This is a genomic window from Clostridium estertheticum, assembly GCF_018861295.1.
Classification (GTDB): domain Bacteria; phylum Bacillota; class Clostridia; order Clostridiales; family Clostridiaceae; genus Clostridium_AD; species Clostridium_AD estertheticum_D.
Genome location: NZ_JAHLDM010000020.1, coordinates 1 through 18084 on the forward strand (window position 1 = coordinate 1; position 18084 = coordinate 18084).

At 31.1% G+C, this 18084-nt stretch carries 11 protein-coding genes, 4 tRNA genes and 1 other annotated feature; all 15 genes read right to left on the minus strand.

The window, feature by feature from the left end:
• Positions 1–559: 559 nt before the first annotated feature.
• Positions 560–1939, minus strand: a complete 1380-nt coding sequence (murD, locus tag KPL54_RS17480) for a UDP-N-acetylmuramoyl-L-alanine--D-glutamate ligase (protein ID WP_216107791.1) — start codon at positions 1937–1939, stop codon at positions 560–562.
• 256 nt (positions 1940–2195) lie between these two features.
• Positions 2196–3587, minus strand: a complete 1392-nt coding sequence (locus tag KPL54_RS17485) for a glycine--tRNA ligase (protein ID WP_216107792.1) — start codon at positions 3585–3587, stop codon at positions 2196–2198.
• 44 nt (positions 3588–3631) lie between these two features.
• Positions 3632–3797 (minus strand) — a binding site (T-box leader).
• Positions 3798–3904: 107 nt separating this feature from the next.
• Positions 3905–3979 (minus strand) — tRNA-Asn (locus KPL54_RS17490).
• A 168-nt stretch (positions 3980–4147) separates the two neighbouring features.
• Positions 4148–5632: a lysine--tRNA ligase gene (gene lysS, locus KPL54_RS17495; protein ID WP_375373001.1), complete on the minus strand. Its 1485-nt coding sequence runs from the start codon at positions 5630–5632 to the stop codon at positions 4148–4150.
• 289 nt (positions 5633–5921) lie between these two features.
• Positions 5922–6404: a transcription elongation factor GreA gene (gene greA, locus KPL54_RS17500; protein WP_216107794.1), complete on the minus strand. Its 483-nt coding sequence runs from the start codon at positions 6402–6404 to the stop codon at positions 5922–5924.
• A gap of 462 nt (positions 6405–6866) precedes the next feature.
• Positions 6867–7838 (minus strand): tRNA dihydrouridine synthase DusB, encoded by a 972-nt coding sequence (gene dusB, locus KPL54_RS17505; protein WP_216107795.1) that lies wholly within the window; start codon positions 7836–7838, stop codon positions 6867–6869.
• 104 nt (positions 7839–7942) lie between these two features.
• Positions 7943–8722, minus strand: coding sequence for a type III pantothenate kinase (locus tag KPL54_RS17510; protein WP_216107796.1), 780 nt, complete (start codon positions 8720–8722; stop codon positions 7943–7945).
• 314 nt (positions 8723–9036) lie between these two features.
• On the minus strand, positions 9037–10707 hold the full coding sequence (locus tag KPL54_RS17515) for a formate--tetrahydrofolate ligase (protein WP_216107797.1): 1671 nt from the start codon (positions 10705–10707) through the stop codon (positions 9037–9039).
• Between the two features lie 341 nt (positions 10708–11048).
• On the minus strand, positions 11049–12878 hold the full coding sequence (ftsH, locus tag KPL54_RS17520; protein WP_216107798.1) for an ATP-dependent zinc metalloprotease FtsH: 1830 nt from the start codon (positions 12876–12878) through the stop codon (positions 11049–11051).
• Positions 12879–12978: 100 nt separating this feature from the next.
• Entirely contained in the window at positions 12979–13515 is a 537-nt protein-coding gene (gene hpt / locus KPL54_RS17525; protein ID WP_216107799.1) for a hypoxanthine phosphoribosyltransferase, read from the minus strand.
• Between the two features lie 2 nt (positions 13516–13517).
• The gene (gene tilS, locus KPL54_RS17530) at positions 13518–14912 is read right to left on the minus strand and encodes a tRNA lysidine(34) synthetase TilS (RefSeq protein ID WP_309245400.1); all 1395 of its coding nucleotides are present in this window, start codon (positions 14910–14912) and stop codon (positions 13518–13520) included.
• A gap of 200 nt (positions 14913–15112) precedes the next feature.
• A complete protein-coding gene (gene spoIIE, locus KPL54_RS17535; protein WP_216107801.1) occupies positions 15113–17503 on the minus strand; it encodes a stage II sporulation protein E in 2391 nt (796 codons plus the stop codon).
• Positions 17504–17808: 305 nt separating this feature from the next.
• Positions 17809–17885: transfer RNA gene (locus tag KPL54_RS17540), tRNA-Met, on the minus strand.
• Between the two features lie 5 nt (positions 17886–17890).
• Positions 17891–17966 (minus strand) — tRNA-Met (locus KPL54_RS17545).
• 8 nt (positions 17967–17974) lie between these two features.
• Positions 17975–18060: transfer RNA gene (locus KPL54_RS17550), tRNA-Leu, on the minus strand.
• Positions 18061–18084: the final 24 nt, after the last annotated feature.

The window sequence follows — 18084 nt, forward strand, 5'->3', positions numbered from 1 at the left end:
ATACTTTTTAGTCTTACGACTAAAATATTACTTTTACTAAAGTAATTGACTGGTTAAAATAAAATATTATTTCATTTCTTTACCTATTTCTATGTTTAATTTTCAAAGACCAATTTGCTTTGTCATCATGTGATGACTTTTACTATTATAAATCTTTTTTAATTCATTGTCAACCATTTAAAAACAATTAATAATAAATTTTATAAAATCACTAATCAGTCTAAGTTAATTTATAACTGTGTGTTCCAGCGACAATTAATATAATATCATATGTATAAAACACAATTTGTTTATTATCATCCGTTTTACCTATTTATTTTCATTTTTATCCTTATTTCTACCACATCTTCGGTTTTACTCATAATGATACGCTTGGAGCCTTTGTTATCGATTTAACACTACTGTATATAAAAATTCATATTATATGTTAATTATCTTAATTGACCTCCATTAAATTCTTCTCATTATTAGCTATAATAACACCATATTCTTATAAATAAAATAAAAACTTCAGTAATTTTTACCGAAGTTTTTATTATTGTCTATTATAATATACTTTTTATTTTAATGCCATTACTATTTCCTTAAATTTGTTACCACGTGCTGCAAAATCCTTAAACATATCAAAACTTGCACACGCTGGCGACAATGTCACAATATCCCCAGGGTTAGCAAGCAATTTAGCTTTGAGTATCGCTTCATTAAAATCTTCAACAAGTATAATTTCTAAAAATATTTTCTTCTCCTTTAACACTGACTCAAAAACTTCTTTTATTTTATATTTAGTGGCACCTACCAATATTAATGTTTTAATATTCAGATAAGCTTCCTCCGCTAATGGCTCAAAAGGTATTTTCTTATCATAACCACCTGCAATTAATATAACCGGCTTTTCAAAAGCTTTAAGACTTGCTATTGTTCTCGTTGGAGTAGAAGCTATTGAATCATTGTAATACTTAACTCCCTCTACTTCACGTACGAACTCGCCTCTATGTTCCACTCCTATAAAAGTGGTTGCAACCTTTCTCATGCTTGCAACCGATGCCTCTTCCTGAGTCGCACAAAAGGCAGTTAATAAGTTTTGCACATTATGCATCCCTTTTAATTTAATCTCATCAAGGTTACATACTAACTTATTCATGATGAATAAGTTATCATCTTGAAAATATGCACCGTCTTCCACCTTATCTATTATACTAAAATGCTTAACTCTACCCATTGCTTCTTTTCTTAATTCATAAGTTAAATCGTTATCCTTATTAAGAATAAGAAGATCCTGATCACTTTGATATTTGAATATGTTTTTCTTTGCATCTATATATTCCTCTATATTCTTATGGATATCCAGATGATTTGGGCTTAAATTTGTTACTACTGCAACATCCGTCGAAACATTCATTGTCATAAGTTGAAAACTTGATAATTCTAATACTACTTTATCGTCTTTAGTTATTTCTTCAATGTTTGCAAACAATGGATTTCCTATATTTCCTCCAACCCATGTTTTATAACCCTCGCTTTTTAATATATTATATATTATTGTTGTTGTAGTTGTTTTCCCATCACTACCAGTCACACCAAAAGTTTTTGCTGGACAATACTTTATAAACTCTTCCATTTCTGATGTTATATATGCTCCCTCTTGCTTCGCTCTTAAAAGAGCAGGATTATCTATTCTCATAGACGGCGTTTTAAAAACAACATCAAATCCTGTTAAATCATTTAAGTAATTTTCGCCTAAAATTAATTTAACCCCATCTTCCTTTAAATCTATCGCTACCGCGCCAAGCATACTTTGATTTTTTTTATCAAATGCCGTAACAGTAGCCTGCAATTTCACCAAAAAATGTATTAAAGGAATATTGCTAACCCCTATACCTACAACCCCAACTTTCTTGCCTTTTATAAATTCTTTAAACTCGCTAAAATTCCTTTTCATATAACCCTCCATGTAATCTTTATATATTTCATATTATATTATCAATTTCGCATAATTGTTTATATTAATTATAACACTTAAATCACAATGTGCGATGATGTTCATAATCCTCTTCGCTGCATATTAGCCTTTATTTTTTTTAAAAGATAGTGTTTAAATTATTCTACAAAAAAAATAGTGAATAGTATAAATATAGACTATTCAAGCCTGCCTTCATACCACTCACTATATTTTAGCTCAAACTACTGATTTTCATTTAAAATACAAGCTTTTCTTCTATAAACTTTTCAAGTTCATCTATACTTACTCTTATTTGAAGCATTGTGTCTCTATCCCTAATTGTTACAGCATTGTCCTCTAAAGTATCAAAATCCACAGTTATACAATATGGTGTCCCTATTTCATCTTCTCTTCTATATCTCTTTCCTATACTCCCAGCTTCATCATAATCTACATTAAATTTCTTGCTTAGCATATCAAAAACCTCAAGAGATTTTTCTGATAATTTTTTGCTGAGTGGCAAAACAGCTGCCTTAAATGGCGCAAGTGCTGGATGCAAATGAAGCACCGTCCTTACGTCTCCACCCTCAAGTTCTTCTTCATCGTATGCATTAACTAAAAATGCAAGAACAACTCTATCTGCTCCAAGTGATGGCTCTATACAATATGGTACATATTTTTCATTAGTAATAGGATCTAAGTAACTTAAATCATTTCCTGAATGTTCCATATGCTTCTTTAAATCATAATCAGTTCTATCGGCAATTCCCCATAATTCTCCCCATCCAAAAGGAAACAAGAATTCTATATCACAAGTAGCATTGCTATAAAATGATAATTCCTCTTTATCATGGTCTCTAAATCTTAGATTCTCTTTCTCCATTCCCAAGTTATATAAGAAGCTAGCACAATGTTCTTTCCAATATTTAAACCATTCTAAATCTGTACCCGGCTTACAAAAAAACTCCAATTCCATTTGTTCAAATTCTCTTGTTCTGAAAATAAAGTTTCCTGGTGTTATTTCATTTCTAAAAGCCTTACCTACCTGACCTATACCAAATGGGATTTTTTTTCTTGATGCCCTTTGGACATTTTTAAAGTTTACGAAGATACCTTGAGCAGTTTCTGGTCTTAAATATATATCTGATTTTCCATCTTCTGTTATTCCTTGAGATGTTTTAAACATTAAATTGAACTTTCTAATATCAGTGAAATTATTTTTCCCACACTTAGGACATACTATTTTATTTTTCTCCAAATAATCTTTTAACTCTTCATTTGTCCATCCATCAGCAGTAGCTACTTCTGCTCCAAGACTTGTCATATGGTCTTCAACTAATTTATCTGCCCTAAATCTAGCTTTGCATTCTTTACAATCCATTAGTGGGTCTGAAAACCCTCCAACATGACCTGTTGCAACCCATACTTCAGGATTCATTAGTATAGCGCAGTCAACCCCTACATTATAAGGACTTTCTTGAACAAATTTTTTCCACCAAGCTTTTTTTACGTTATTTTTAAATTCAACTCCTAAAGGACCATAATCCCAAGAGTTAGCGAGTCCTCCATATATATCAGATCCTGGAAATACAAACCCTCTAGTTTTGCACAAAGTAACAATCTTATCCATGCTTTTTTTCAATACCATTTTAATACCTCCTAAATTTTCAATATAAAAAAAAGGACTATACCGTAAGGGACGAAATTTACTTCCGCGGTTCCACCCTTATTGGCACATGCCCTACTCTAAGTTTTATACACTCAAAAGTTCCTTTCACAATAATACTTTGATTGTTTACACTAGCCACAATCTCTCTTATAAAGTATTACTACTACTCTTCTTTATCATAGTGAAATATTTTATTATATTAATGTATCATTAAATCTCATATTATGTTTAGTTTATATAATTATAGTATTAACATAAGTACTTTAACTGCTATAATATATTTTTAAAATAAAAAATGGCTCCGCGAAAAGGATTTGAACCTTCAACCTATCGGTTAACAGCCGAGTGCTCCACCGTTGAGCTATCGCGGAATAACATTATTTTTAACTCTGATGTTATTATACCATATATGATTTAAAATGCAATAGTTTATTTCTATTAAAACAAAATATTTAAAAATCACTAATTAATATTTTATATGTTAATACCTATATTAAAAATAAAAGGGCATTTTAGATTAACTAAAATACCCTTTTATTTTACTGAATTGGTTTCATTGTAGGGAATAGTATAACATCTCTTATTGAATAAGCATCAGTTAGGAACATTACCAATCTATCAATTCCTATACCAAGGCCTCCTGTTGGTGGCATTCCTGTTTCTAATGCGCTCATAAATTCTTCATCTATTAAATATGCCTCATCATCGCCTAATTCTCTTTCTTTAGCCTGTTGCATAAATCTTTCTCTTTGAACAACTGGATCATTTAACTCTGAATATGCATTGCAGATTTCACGTCCAAATATAAAACCTTCAAATCTCTCTGTAAACTCTTCATTCCCTCTCTTCTTCTTTGTAAGAGGGGATATTTCTACAGGGTAATCACATAAGAATGTTGGTTGAATTAATTTTTCTTCCACATATACTTCAAATAACTCATTTAAGATATCTGCTTTTGTACAATCTTTTAATTCTTTTTTAAATTCTAGATGTTTTTCTTTAGCTATAACCCTAGCTTCTTCATTAGTAGCTATTTTAGTAAAGTCCACACCTGAATATTCTCTTACTGCATCTACCATAGTAATTCTTCTCCATGGTGGTGTAAAATCTATTTCAGTTCCTTGATAATTTACTTTTGTTGTTCCATGAATTTTTTCACAAACATAAGCTATCATATTTTCAGTGATTGCCATCATATCATTATAATCTGCAAAAGCTTCATATAGTTCTATACATGTAAATTCTGGATTATGTCTTAAATCAGTTCCTTCATTTCTAAAGTTTTTACCCATATCATATACTTTTTCAAAACCAGCAACAATAAGTCTTTTTAAATATAACTCTGTAGCAATTCTAAGATACATATCCATGTCTAATGCATTATGATGTGTCATAAATGGTCTTGCTGCAGCTCCTCCTGCTATTGGTGATAGTATTGGAGTTTCAACTTCTAAAAAGCCCTTATCATCTAAAAATTGTCTAATAGCCTTGACTATCTGTATTCTCTTTAAAAAAGTATCTTTAACTTGTGGGTTAGATATTATATCTACTTCTCTTTGTCTATATCTTAAGTCAGGATCTTTTAATCCATGCCATTTTTCTGGAAGCGGCTTTAGGGCTTTTGCTATTAGCTGAAAATCAACTATATGTAGTGATATCTCTCCAGTTTGTGTAACAAACGTTGTTCCAGTGACACTTAAAAGATCTCCTATGTCAAAACTTTTATATTCTTTTAATTTCTCTTCACCTACTGCATCTATTTTTATGTATAATTGGATTCTTCCATATCTATCTTGTAAATCAGAAAAACCTGCCTTGCCATGAACTCTTTTAGACATAAGTCTGCCTGCTACAATAACCTGAGTTCCCTCTAATTTCTCATAATTGTCCTTAACCTCTTGCGATGTATGAGTTCTCTCAACTTTGTACACATCAAATGGATCCTTGCCTTCTTCTTTTAAAGCAGTTAATTTTCGTCGTCTTATGGTCACCTGTTCATTATATTTAGATTCAAGTTCATGCATGCTTTTTTCATCATTCTTTTCTTCATTCTTTTTTTCGTTTGACATTACTACCCCTCCTACTTTTCTCTAGGTCAGAAAATAATTATTAATAATTAAGTCTACCACAGTTTTTCTATATATGTGTTTTATATATGTATATATTTCTTTAGGGCACCTACCAATTATAAATTGTTAAGTACCCTTATTGTTTGTAACCGATTTATTATTTATAAAAACTCGTTTTATAAATACTTTGTTTTATATTAAACCATCTCCTGGATCGCTGCAATATTAAATAACTTTTAAATAATTACCCACGTCGCACTTCTAATATTTCATATTTACTAATACCGTCTGGTACAGTAACCTCTATAATTGCTCCTACTTTCTTACCAATAAGCGTTCTTCCAACTGGCGATTCATTTGATATTTTATTTACCATTGGATCTGCTTCTGCTGATCCCACTATATAAAATTCAACCTCTTCATCAAATTGATAGTCTTTGACCTTGACTATAGCTCCAATACTCACTACATCTTTTTCAATATCGTTCTCATCTATGACATTTGCATTTCTAAGCATATTTTCCAATTGTAATATCTTTCCTTCTACAAACGCTTGCTCATTCTTAGCATCATCATACTCCGAGTTCTCACTCAAGTCTCCATATCCAAGTGCTACTTTTATCTTTTCTGTTATATCTTTTCTTTTGACGGTTTTAAGAATTTCTAATTGTGCCTCCAACTTTGTAATTCCCTCATAGGTCATCACGTATTGTTTTGGTTCACTCATATATTTCTCCCCTTTTAAATTTTTATTACATAAGTTAATAACCATTTATAAAATCCACTATAAATTAACAATCCCATGACATGTTGCTCCCCCACCATGATATTGTTTTTAAGTATATCCGAAATGCACTTTATATAATATAAGACTAATAAGTCAAATTAATGAATTATTAGGTCTAAAATTTATTATTATAATAACAATCATGTAACCATTTAGCCATTATAAATCAGAGAGTCGATATTGTCAATATATTTCATCTAAATATACTAACTTATTACATTATTATTGAATTTTAAATCTGTTATTCTAATAGCATAAATTTCATCATTTGTTATATTTGAAGTTACATATAAAATTGGATTCATCCATACACACCTTATAAATTAATGTATTACTATCTTATTCAGTGTTAATTCTATAAATTCATGTTTTAACTATATATTTATAGTCTTCGATCAAACTTTAAACAGTCTTCAAAAACTCTTTGTACTCTAAAAGCAATTGTTTAACTTCACCATAATTTTTTTTAGTGTTAATTTTATTCTTTATTTCTGTGCAATTGGTAAGACCTTTAATATACCAAGCTGTGTGTTTTCTCATTTCTCTAACTGCCTTAATTTCTTCGTAATATCTTACAGCTAAATCCAAATGCCTTATGCACATATCTATTTTCTCATCCTGCGTAGGGTATATGACCTCTTCTTTATTTATTGCCTGCATAACTTCTCTAAAAATCCATGGATTACCCATAGCCCCTCTTGCAATCATTATAGCATCGCAACCAGTAATTTCTTTTATCCGAATAGCATCCTCTACAGAAAATATATCTCCATTACCTATCACTGGCACTTTAACGCTTTCTTTTACAGCCCTTATAATATCCCAATCAGCTTTGCCTTCATACATTTGTTCGCGAGTCCTGCCGTGCACCGCAATAGCATCTATACCGGCATCTTCCATGTATTTAGCGAATTCTACAGCATTAATACTATTTGAATCAAAACCTTTTCTAAATTTGACTGTAACTGGCTTTGTAGAAACCTTCTTCATTTCTTTTATTATTTGCGCTGCAAGTTTAGGATTTTTCATTAAAGCAGATCCCTCACCATTTTTCACTATTTTATGTACCGGACACCCCATGTTTACATCTACAATACATATGTCATCCCTTGTATTGAAAATTTCACAAGCACTAGCCATAATCTTAGGATCATTTCCAAATATCTGAATAGCTACAGGTTTCTCCTCGCTCGATATTCGCATAAGCGACTGCGTATTACTACTACCATAATACATTCCTTTAGCACTTACCATCTCAGAATACAAAAGGCCACAACCTAGTTCTTTGCATAACCCTCTAAATGCAATATCTGTGATTCCTGCCATAGGAGCTAAAAAAACATCATTTTTAAATTCGATATTTGATATTTTCATTAAATCATCTCCTTGGTCGCTGTAATATTAATAACTTCAGAAGGCAATTTATATTCCCACTTATACATATGAAAAACTTTCCTTCTGAAATGTCATTAAAGCACCTATTCCCTATTTTTCTCATAAATCATTCTAAGCCCTTCTAATGTAAGATTGGGATGGAACTCATCAATAGCCGAAGAGTTTTTGGTTATTAAGTTTGAAAGCCCTCCCGTTGCAACTACAAAAGGCTCTTCTTCTCCCATATTAATCATTTCACTTTTCATTTTATTAACAATATACTCTACCTGTCCAATATATCCATATATTATCCCCGACTGCATACTTGCAACAGTATTTTTACATATAACTGTATATGGTTTTATAAGCTCCACTCTTGGTAACTTTGCAGCTCTCTCAAACAAAGCTTCTGAAGCTATTTTGATACCAGGGCATATTGTTCCACCTAAATAATTAGCATCTTTACTTATAGCACAAAAGGTTGTAGCAGTGCCAAAATCAATTAAAATTAATGATCTTTTATAAATTGCATGAGCAGACACAGCGTTAACAATCCTATCTGCACCTACTTCTTTAGGATTATCGTATTTTACATTTATACCGGTCTTTACACCTGGTCCAACTATCATAGGTATTAAATCAAAATATTTTCTTATCATGTGTTCTAGTGAATACATAATATTTGGAACAACAGAAGAAATTATTACTCCTTTAATGTGTTCTACCTTTATGTTTCTCTGATGAAATAATTGCATTACTTGAATCCCATATTCATCAGCAGTTCTTTTTGCATCAGTAGAAAGTCTCCACTCCACAAGCAATTCCTTTTCCTTAAAAACTCCTAATACAGTATTAGTATTTCCAACATCTAAAACTAAAATCACTTTATACACCACCTATATAATATAAAGCGACTTACAAGTCGCTTTATTATTTTCCTATGTTAAAACATAATAATAATAATAACATATCAAATACAATAAAATATCTATATAAAACATTGCTAATTTATCAATCTAATTCTAACAATTTGAATATATTTGTCAAGTTAAATATTTATAAGAAGTTTTATACTAAATATATTTAATCAAAATATTTATTTACATTTTTAATGATATATATAGTTACCCAAAAATAAGGATGTTATAGATATAGTCTATAACATCCTTATCAAAATAAAGCAATAAAATTAATTTTTTTAGAATAGACCTGTAATAGTACCATCTTCAAAAATATCCATCTTATTCGCTGCCGGAATCTTAGGAAGACCAGGCATTGTCATTATATTGCCAGTTAAGGCCACAATGAACCCAGCTCCATTAGATATAGTAATTTCTTTTATATTTATTGTAAAATTTGTTGGTCTTCCCAAAAGCTTTGGATTATCTGACAAAGAGTTTTGAGTTTTAGCAACACATATAGGAACTTTGTCTAACCCAAGTTTTTCTATTTCAGCAATTTGCTTATTTGCAGATGGACTATATTCCACGCCATCTGCTCCATATATTTCCTTGGCAATAATATTTATCTTTTCTTTTATAGGAAGTTCCACCTCATATAGAACCTTAAATTCACTTTTATTATTTTCAATAGTGTCTATTACTTTACTCGCAAGTTCTAATCCTCCATCTGCACCCTTTCCCCAAACCTCTGTCAAATCTACTTTAACACCTTTTTTAGCGCAAAATTCTTTTACATATTCGATTTCTTTTTCAGTATCTGAAACAAATTTATTTATTGCTACTATTACCTGAACTCCATATTTTTCAATATTCTCTATTTGTTTTTCTAAGTTTCCAATTCCTTTTGAAAGTGCTTCCACGTTAGGTTCGTTTAATTTATCTTTTTTTACTCCACCATGATGTTTTAGAGCTCTTATTGTAGCCACAAGCACCACGCAATCTGGTTTTAATTTGCCATATCTACATTTAATATCAAAGAATTTTTCAGCACCTAAATCAGCTCCAAACCCAGCTTCAGTTACAACGTAATCTCCTAACTTTAAAGCCATTTTCGTTGCCAATAGACTATTGCAGCCATGAGCGATATTAGCAAAAGGTCCACCATGTATTATGGCTGGAGTATTACCTAACGTCTGAACTAGATTTGGTTTTATAGCATCCTTCATAAGTAGTGCCATCGCACCATTCACAGCTAAATCTTTACAATAAACCGGGTTACCTCCTAGGTCATATGCAACCAAAATCCTACCCATTCTTTCCTTTAAGTCCATAAGGTTACTCGCCAAACACAAAATAGCCATTATTTCAGACGCGACAGTTATCATAAACCCATCTTCACGTGTAAATCCATTAGGTTTACCACCAATTCCAACAATAATATGTCTTAAAGCCCTATCATTCATATCCATGACTCTTTTAAATATAATTTTTCTGCTATCAATTCCAAGAACGTTACCTTGCTGAATATGATTGTCTATAGCTGCTGATAATAAATTGTTAGCAGCAGTTATAGCATACATATCACCTGTAAAATGCAAATTTATATCCTCCATTGGCACCACTTGCGCATATCCACCGCCAGCAGCTCCACCTTTAATACCGAACACTGGTCCAAGTGATGGTTCTCTTAAGGCTATCACTGCATTTTTACCTTGTTTGCATAAGGCCTCAGCAAGTCCTATTGTAACAGTAGATTTCCCTTCCCCTGCTGGAGTAGGATTAATAGCTGTAACTAATATTAACTTCCCATCTTTTCTATTTTCATTTCTTCTTAGTACATCAAGCGAAATCTTTGCTTTATATTTTCCATATAAATCAATATCATCTTCACCTAATCCCATCTTCTGTGCAACTTCACTTATATGTAACATCTTAGCACTTTGTGCAATTTCTATATCACTTTTCATATGCTTCACCCCTTATATATAAATTAAACAGAAAGCATTCCTTTATAGAAATTATTCCTGTTATAGTTCTAAATACAATTTTATTATTATCTCGTTAAATCATCTCTTGTGGTACATATATATTTTTTTAAATTTACTTAATTGGATTAATTACTAAAATTCATTTCTGTTTATTCCCTTATAGAACCAACCTTTTATATTATATCACAATTTATATCAAATGTTTAAACAGAAGTTGAGTAAATCTTCAGAAAATTCTTATGATAAAATATTATTTAGTTTATTTTTAGGCTAAAAAAAGGCATACAGTAATTTTCTGTATGCCTTTTAACTTTAATAATCTATGATATTTCAATTTCAGCTGATTCTGTTCTAGCAATTATAGCCTCAAATTCAGCACCCTCTAGTTTTTCTTTTAAAAGTAATTCTTGAGCTACTGCATGAAGTTTACCTATATTTTCATCAAGAATCTTTTCGGCTTTTGCATATGCTTCGTCAATAAGATCTTTAACTTCTGAATCTATTTGGAAAGCTACTTGTTCACTAAAGTTTCTACTTTTACCTAAATCTCTTCCGAGAAATACTTCATTATGGTCATTACCAAAAGATATTGGTCCAAGCTCATCACTCATACCATACTCCATGACCATTTTTCTTGCTATAGCTGATGCTCTATCAATATCATTTTTAGCACCAGTGCTAATATCTTTCATTATTAGTTTTTCTGCAACTCTACCACCAAGCAGTCCAACCATCTCATCTTTAAGCTTTAACTTTGAAGTATAAGATGTATCTTCTTCAGGCAAATGCATTGTATATCCACCTGCCATACCTCTTGGTATAATGCTTATTTGATGAATAGGATCTGATAATGGAGAATACTTCATTACCACCGCATGCCCAGCTTCATGATATGCAGTTAATTTTCTATCTTTTTCACTAATGACCCTGCTCTTTTTCTCAGGTCCTGCAATAACCCTAGTTACTGCTTCATCAAGTTCTATCATTTCTATAACCTGTTTATTATTTCTTACAGTAAGTAATGCAGCTTCATTCATTAGATTTTCTAAATCTGCACCAGTAAATCCTGGTGTTCTCTTAGCTAATACGTCAAGCTTTACCTCTTCTGCTAATTGCTTATTCTTAGAATGTACTTTAAGAATTTCTTCTCTTCCCTTAACATCAGGTGCACCTACCAATATATGTCTATCAAATCTGCCCGGTCTTAAAAGAGCTGGATCTAGTATATCTGGTCTATTGGTCGCAGCTATCATGATTATACCTTCATTAACACCAAACCCATCCATTTCAACTAATAGTTGATTCAGAGTTTGTTCTCGTTCATCATGCCCACCACCAACACCAGCACCTCTTTGTCTACCTACTGCATCAATCTCATCAATAAATATTATACAAGGAGCACTTTTTTTGGCTTGCTCAAATAAATCTCTTACTCTTGAAGCTCCAACCCCTACAAACATTTCTACAAAGTCAGAACCCGATATACTATAAAATGGGACTCCTGCTTCCCCTGAAACAGCTCTTGCAAGTAAAGTCTTACCTGTACCTGGTGGACCAACAAGTAATATTCCTTTAGGAATTCTTGCACCTGCATCTAAGTATCTTTTAGGTTGTTTTAAGAAATCAACAACTTCTGCAAGCTCGTTCTTTTCTTCATCTTCACCCGCGACATCATCAAATGTAACTTTCTTCTTATCTGGCGTGGCAATCTTGGCTCTACTTTTACCAAAATTCATTACCCCTCTATTACCGCCGCCGCCGCCGCCTTGAGATTGTTGAATATACATAAACCAAAACCCTACTAGCATTAAAACAATAAGAAGTGTTGGTACTATTTGCAACCACATCGGCATGCTTGCTGGTTTTATATATGTTTCTGTAACTTTGTCATTTGGATGTTCATCCATAACTTGCATTAATCTCGATAGTGGAACTATCGTTTCATATTGTGTTCCGTCAGTTAATTCTCCAGTTATTGTTTTATCTTCTCTTACTTGAACACTTTTAATATCTTTCTTAATCCACTGTTCTTGGAATTTATCAACACTGAGTGTGGTATCCTTTTTATCAGCATCTTTAAAGGTCACCGCTGCAAAAATCACGAGTACAAATACTACAAACCAAACTGATGCACTAGAAATCTTTTTCATCAGAACCCCCCCTCTCTTTTCATTTATTATGAAATTTTATCACATTAAAAAGCACTTGACAATAATATATATATTAATAAGTAATTATTATAATACACACTTATTTATAAATTTCGTCTTTTAATATTCCTATATATGGTAAATTTCTATATCTTTCCGCATAGTCCATGCCAAACCCTACAATGAAAAAGTCCGGTACATCAAACCCTACATATTTAACATCTATATCTACCTTTCTTCTTTCTGGTTTATTAAGTAAACATATAATTTCTAAACTACTTGGTTTTCTTGCAGATAGACACTTCATTAGATATTTGAGTGTAACACCTGAATCTATAATGTCCTCTACTATCAGCACGTCTTTTCCTTGAATTTCAAAATCTAAATCCTTAAGTATTCTTACAACTCCTGAAGTTTTAGTTGAATTTCCGTAACTCGACACTGCCATAAAATCCATTTTACATGGAATTGTAATTTCTTTTAACAAATCTGACATAAATATAACTGAACCCTTTAAAATACCAATAAGTATAAGATCCTTACCATAATAATCTTTACTTACCTTTTCACCCATTTGCCTGATTTTGTCCCTTAATTGTTCTTCATTGTAAAGTACCTCTTTAATATCGTTATTCATTTTTATTCCTCTCTTCCAATTCTAATCTGCAATATATTTTTAGTATCCTTTGACACCTTGAATTTTTCACTAACCCTATACCCAACTACCCAACTTATATCATCCCCAAAACATATTAAAGGTATTTGATTTCTTTGAGACTTAGGTATTTTTAAATCAATAAACAAATCCTTTATTTTTTTATTACCATTCATACCAAGTGGCATGAATTTATCCCCATCTTTTCTATGCCTTAGTATTATCGGCTCATTTATCTGATCATAATCAAAATATTTAATATAATCTGTTCCTGTAAATTCAGTAGATTTTAGTTTGGGTATAACATCAATTTTTATTACCTTGTTTAGAGAATGAATAATATTCTCCTCATTAATGTTTAAGTAATATTGATTACCATTAGCTTCACTCTCTTTTACATATATATATATATGTATATCTCCATAACAATTTTCAACCATTATGTTTTTCGGTAACATTATATTTTTGCCTGTATCATGTTTTTGAAGTTCTATAATACTTAATACATGAATTTCTTCAAAATTGCATAAATTATGATTCACAGCAAGTAAAGCACTTCTAATTATTCTACTTAGAATTGCTTCATGCATACTAAATGCACTCTTATTTATTATAACCCTTTGCTGACTTATCTCACAATGTTTTTCATATTCTTTCTGAGAAACAATTTTCAAAAAATCATTGTCTTTTTTCACAATGTTTGATAATCGATTTAATGTTTTAATTATATCTTTATTAAAATGTTCTTCCATGTATGGAATAAGCTCAAGCCTTACTTTGTTTCTTGCATAAATATTTTCTAAATTTGATTTATCTATCCTAGGATTAATATTGTTAATAGAATTGTATTTTTCAATTTCTTTTCTACTAAGTTTAAGTATGGGTCTTACATACATTTTGTCGCGAACTGGTTTAATACCAACCATTCCCTCAATGCCTGTTCCTCTCATTATCCTCATTAAAATAGTCTCAGCTTGATCATTTGCATTATGGGCTAGTGCAACCTTATTAGCATTTAATTTGATTATAAGTTTCTCAAAAAAATTATATCTAACTTCTCTTCCTGCCATTTCACAAGATAAGTTTCTTTCCCTAGATACTTTATGTATATCCACTTTATTGCTATAAAAAGCTATATTCAAACTCTCACAAGTTTGTTTTGCATATTCTTCATCTTTATCTGATTCTTCTCCGCGAAGACAATGATTCAAATGTGCGCCTATAAGTGTAATTCCAAGTTTATCTTTAAGTTCATTTAAAATATAAAGCAAACATGTGGAATCAGGTCCACCAGAAACTGCAACTATAACTTTATCGCCTTCATCAAACATTGAATTTTCTTTTATAAAACTCATTACCTTTTCTGACAAAACTTTCACTTCCCAAATTTATTTTTGAAATATTCTATGATGTATATAATCTCATATTACTATATCATACTACAATATAATATAGTAACATATATCCTCCATTTTTTTAAACATTTTTTAAACATAATTCTAAAAAAATAAAAATGAAGAATCTAAAGAAAGCTATTGCCTTCTTTAATTATTTTCTCCATTTCAAATTTTTGTATATACTAATATAAACTATATATTTTTGAAACTAGAACAGTCATATCATCCTTTGCCTTATTTCCGCTTAATTTTTTTGCCTGCGCGAGCAGCCCTTCAGCTAAATCCTTAGGATTATTACATTTGTTTTTACCCAAATAATCAACTACCCAATCTACTCTACCTACATTTTCATCATTATAATCTAGTACTCCATCACTGACCATAACTATAACATCCCCATTTTTTATCTTCATTTGTTGAATGTCTATATCTGCCTTATCTAAAACACCAATGGGAAGCGATTTAGATTTTATGATCTCTAAACTATCACCAGATTTTAAAAATGTTGCAACTGCTCCTACTTTTAAGAAATCAATTTTGCCAGTATATAGATCTATACTACTTAAATCAATTGTTGAAAATTTTTCTTCTTCAGAAAATCTCAATGTCATTATCGAATTTACAGTATTAATAGCCGTAATTTTACTAAATCCTGCTGATGTAAACTTTTCTATTAATTCAACAGCTGCCTCGCTCTCTCTACCTGCTTGGGGACCCGATCCCATGCCATCGCTAATAACTGACATATAGCTTCCATCGGAAAGCTTACCAAAGCTATAACTATCTCCGTTTTGCTTTTCACCTTCTTTACACTGCCTAGCAACACTTGATACTACATGAAACTTAGGTGTTTCTTCAATATTTACCTTACACATGTTTGTCTTTGAATCTATGCAGCACCCCTCATCACTAACGCACATGGATTTTCCTGTGACTCCATTTATAATAGGTAATAAATCCTTAACACACATTTGCCTTCCACTACAAGCATCAAGTGATAATTTAATACTAAGTCTTCCTAGCTTATCATTCAAACACATAAGATCATTGTGCTTAATCCTATTTTTATCTAAAGCTCTGCATACAAGTTTCTCCATAGCAGAATCTATTTGAATTTCAGAATTAAAGTCTTCAACAATTTCTCCTACAGAATCTGCCATATTACCAATCTGATTTGCTAAAAGCTCCCTACCCTCGCTAAGTCTTGTTCTCCACATTTCATTTATAATGTGTTTATTAACAATATCCTCTGTATTTTTAAGTATGGCAGTTCTCCTTATACATTTTCTTTCAATTTCATTAGGTACAATATTACTTTTTTTCTCGAAATTCTGAATTAGTTCTTCAAATGCTGCATATGTATAATGTAATTCTCTTTTCCAGCACATCGATTTCATATTGCACTTACTACACACCCTATCTGCAAGATTTTCAACGAGTGCGCTGCTTTTACCTTTCATAGCTAACTTATCATTATCTACTAAATTATTTACTATATCCGACATATTAGAAAGTACATCTGAAAAATTATTTAGCCGCCCTACAAATGTATCCTTAATTTTATTTATATAACCCTGCTCTATGCTTTGCTTTTTTTTATCCGAATTAAACTCTATGGATAATTTATCGTAAGTATTTTGTGGTATTAGTAGAAATATTACCCCTGCCACAAACGCTTCAAATAGTATAAATGTAGATCCAGTATTACAATATATCTTTATTATTGAGAAGGCTACTAAATAAGATATAACACTTAAAATTTTTCCAGTCTCTTTAAAAATTCCTGTTATTAAACCACATATGCCATACATTCCTATAAACACAATCATATTGGGCGTTGACATGCCCAATATGATACCCATAGCAACTCCCGATGCAGCACCTGCTCCACTTCCATTAATGTATGCTATCATTATAACAAATGTCAGACCTAAAATATTTGTGATTGATATAGTGAAAACACTGAGCCCCCAAGTACCTGCTATAATCAATGAACTTATAATTGACATACTTATTATTTCTTCATTTGAAAATATATGTTTTGTTTTAATCTCCTTAAAGCATAAAAGACTATAATCAAGAATAAAATATAAAGGGAAGATACATAAAACCAAAAAAAACGAATTTAAAAACGCCATTAAAGGACTTATCCTAACTATAAAAAAATTATAGATAAACAATTCGAACATAATAATAACAAACATACTAGCTAAAGCTTTGGTTTTAACTTCCATTTTTTTAAACACATGGCTTAAAAGAGCAATGGTAACTATTATTACTAAATATGATGGTAAATTTTTTATATTTTGATATAAAGTAATATACCCTAAAAATGTACCACTTGCTGTAATTATTGAAATTTTGTCATCATTAACAAATATTATAGCTATTAAGAAAGCTATTCCAAATGGTGCTGTATTATTAATAAGAATAACTCTGCTTATTAATAAGCCAATCGTAAAATAAAGAATTCCGCTTAAGATTAAATTAACATTCAATGCATTTTTCTTTTGTATTTCGTCCTTTACCTTTCTAACTCTTTCATATGGAAATATATCAATTCCGTATTGCATATTACAAATCACCCACCTTTAATATTTAGGTCTTCATTATAACAAATTCATATGGAAATAATTGTCATAAGTTGAGATGATTGTATATTTTTTATGAGACAATAAAATTTATATTTTTTATTCCATAATTATACATTTCCCTATAATATAAAAAAACCTACTATATTAATATAGTGGGCTTTAGATTATTAAATGAAGCTTGTCATTTCTTGCAATTATATATTCAAGAAATTTATACATATATGTTTTTTTATCAGCATTTTAAAATAAACGAAAAAATAACTCATAAGTTTCCTTATGAGTTGTGGTAGCGGAAATAGGACTTGAACCTACGACCCTTCGGGTATGAACCGAATGCTCTAGCCAGCTGAGCTATTCCGCCATATTTGGTTGCGGGAGTAGGACTTGAACCTACGACCTTCGGGTTATGAGCCCGACGAGCTACCAACTGCTCCATCCCGCGATATTTAATGCTGAAGACCGGAATCGAACCGGTACGGTGTTTAACCACCGCAGGATTTTAAGTCCTGTGCGTCTGCCAGTTCCGCCACTCCAGCTCATTTACTGTTAGGTATTTTTAT

What these genes read in the sequence shown, in the direction of transcription:
- spoIIE (WP_216107801.1), bottom strand. Translation starts at nt 17,503, where the DNA reads ATGCAATACGGAATTGATATATTTCCATATGAAAGAGTTAGAAAGGTA.
- hpt (WP_216107799.1), bottom strand. Translation starts at nt 13,515, where the DNA reads ATGAATAACGATATTAAAGAGGTACTTTACAATGAAGAACAATTAAGG.
- dusB (WP_216107795.1), bottom strand. Translation starts at nt 7,838, where the DNA reads ATGAAAATATCAAATATCGAATTTAAAAATGATGTTTTTTTAGCTCCT.
- KPL54_RS17515 (WP_216107797.1), bottom strand. Translation starts at nt 10,707, where the DNA reads ATGAAAAGTGATATAGAAATTGCACAAAGTGCTAAGATGTTACATATA.
- greA (WP_216107794.1), bottom strand. Translation starts at nt 6,404, where the DNA reads ATGAGTGAACCAAAACAATACGTGATGACCTATGAGGGAATTACAAAG.
- lysS (WP_375373001.1), bottom strand. Translation starts at nt 5,632, where the DNA reads ATGCATGAACTTGAATCTAAATATAATGAACAGGTGACCATAAGACGA.
- murD (WP_216107791.1), bottom strand. Translation starts at nt 1,939, where the DNA reads ATGAAAAGGAATTTTAGCGAGTTTAAAGAATTTATAAAAGGCAAGAAA.
- KPL54_RS17485 (WP_216107792.1), bottom strand. Translation starts at nt 3,587, where the DNA reads ATGGTATTGAAAAAAAGCATGGATAAGATTGTTACTTTGTGCAAAACT.
- ftsH (WP_216107798.1), bottom strand. Translation starts at nt 12,878, where the DNA reads ATGAAAAAGATTTCTAGTGCATCAGTTTGGTTTGTAGTATTTGTACTC.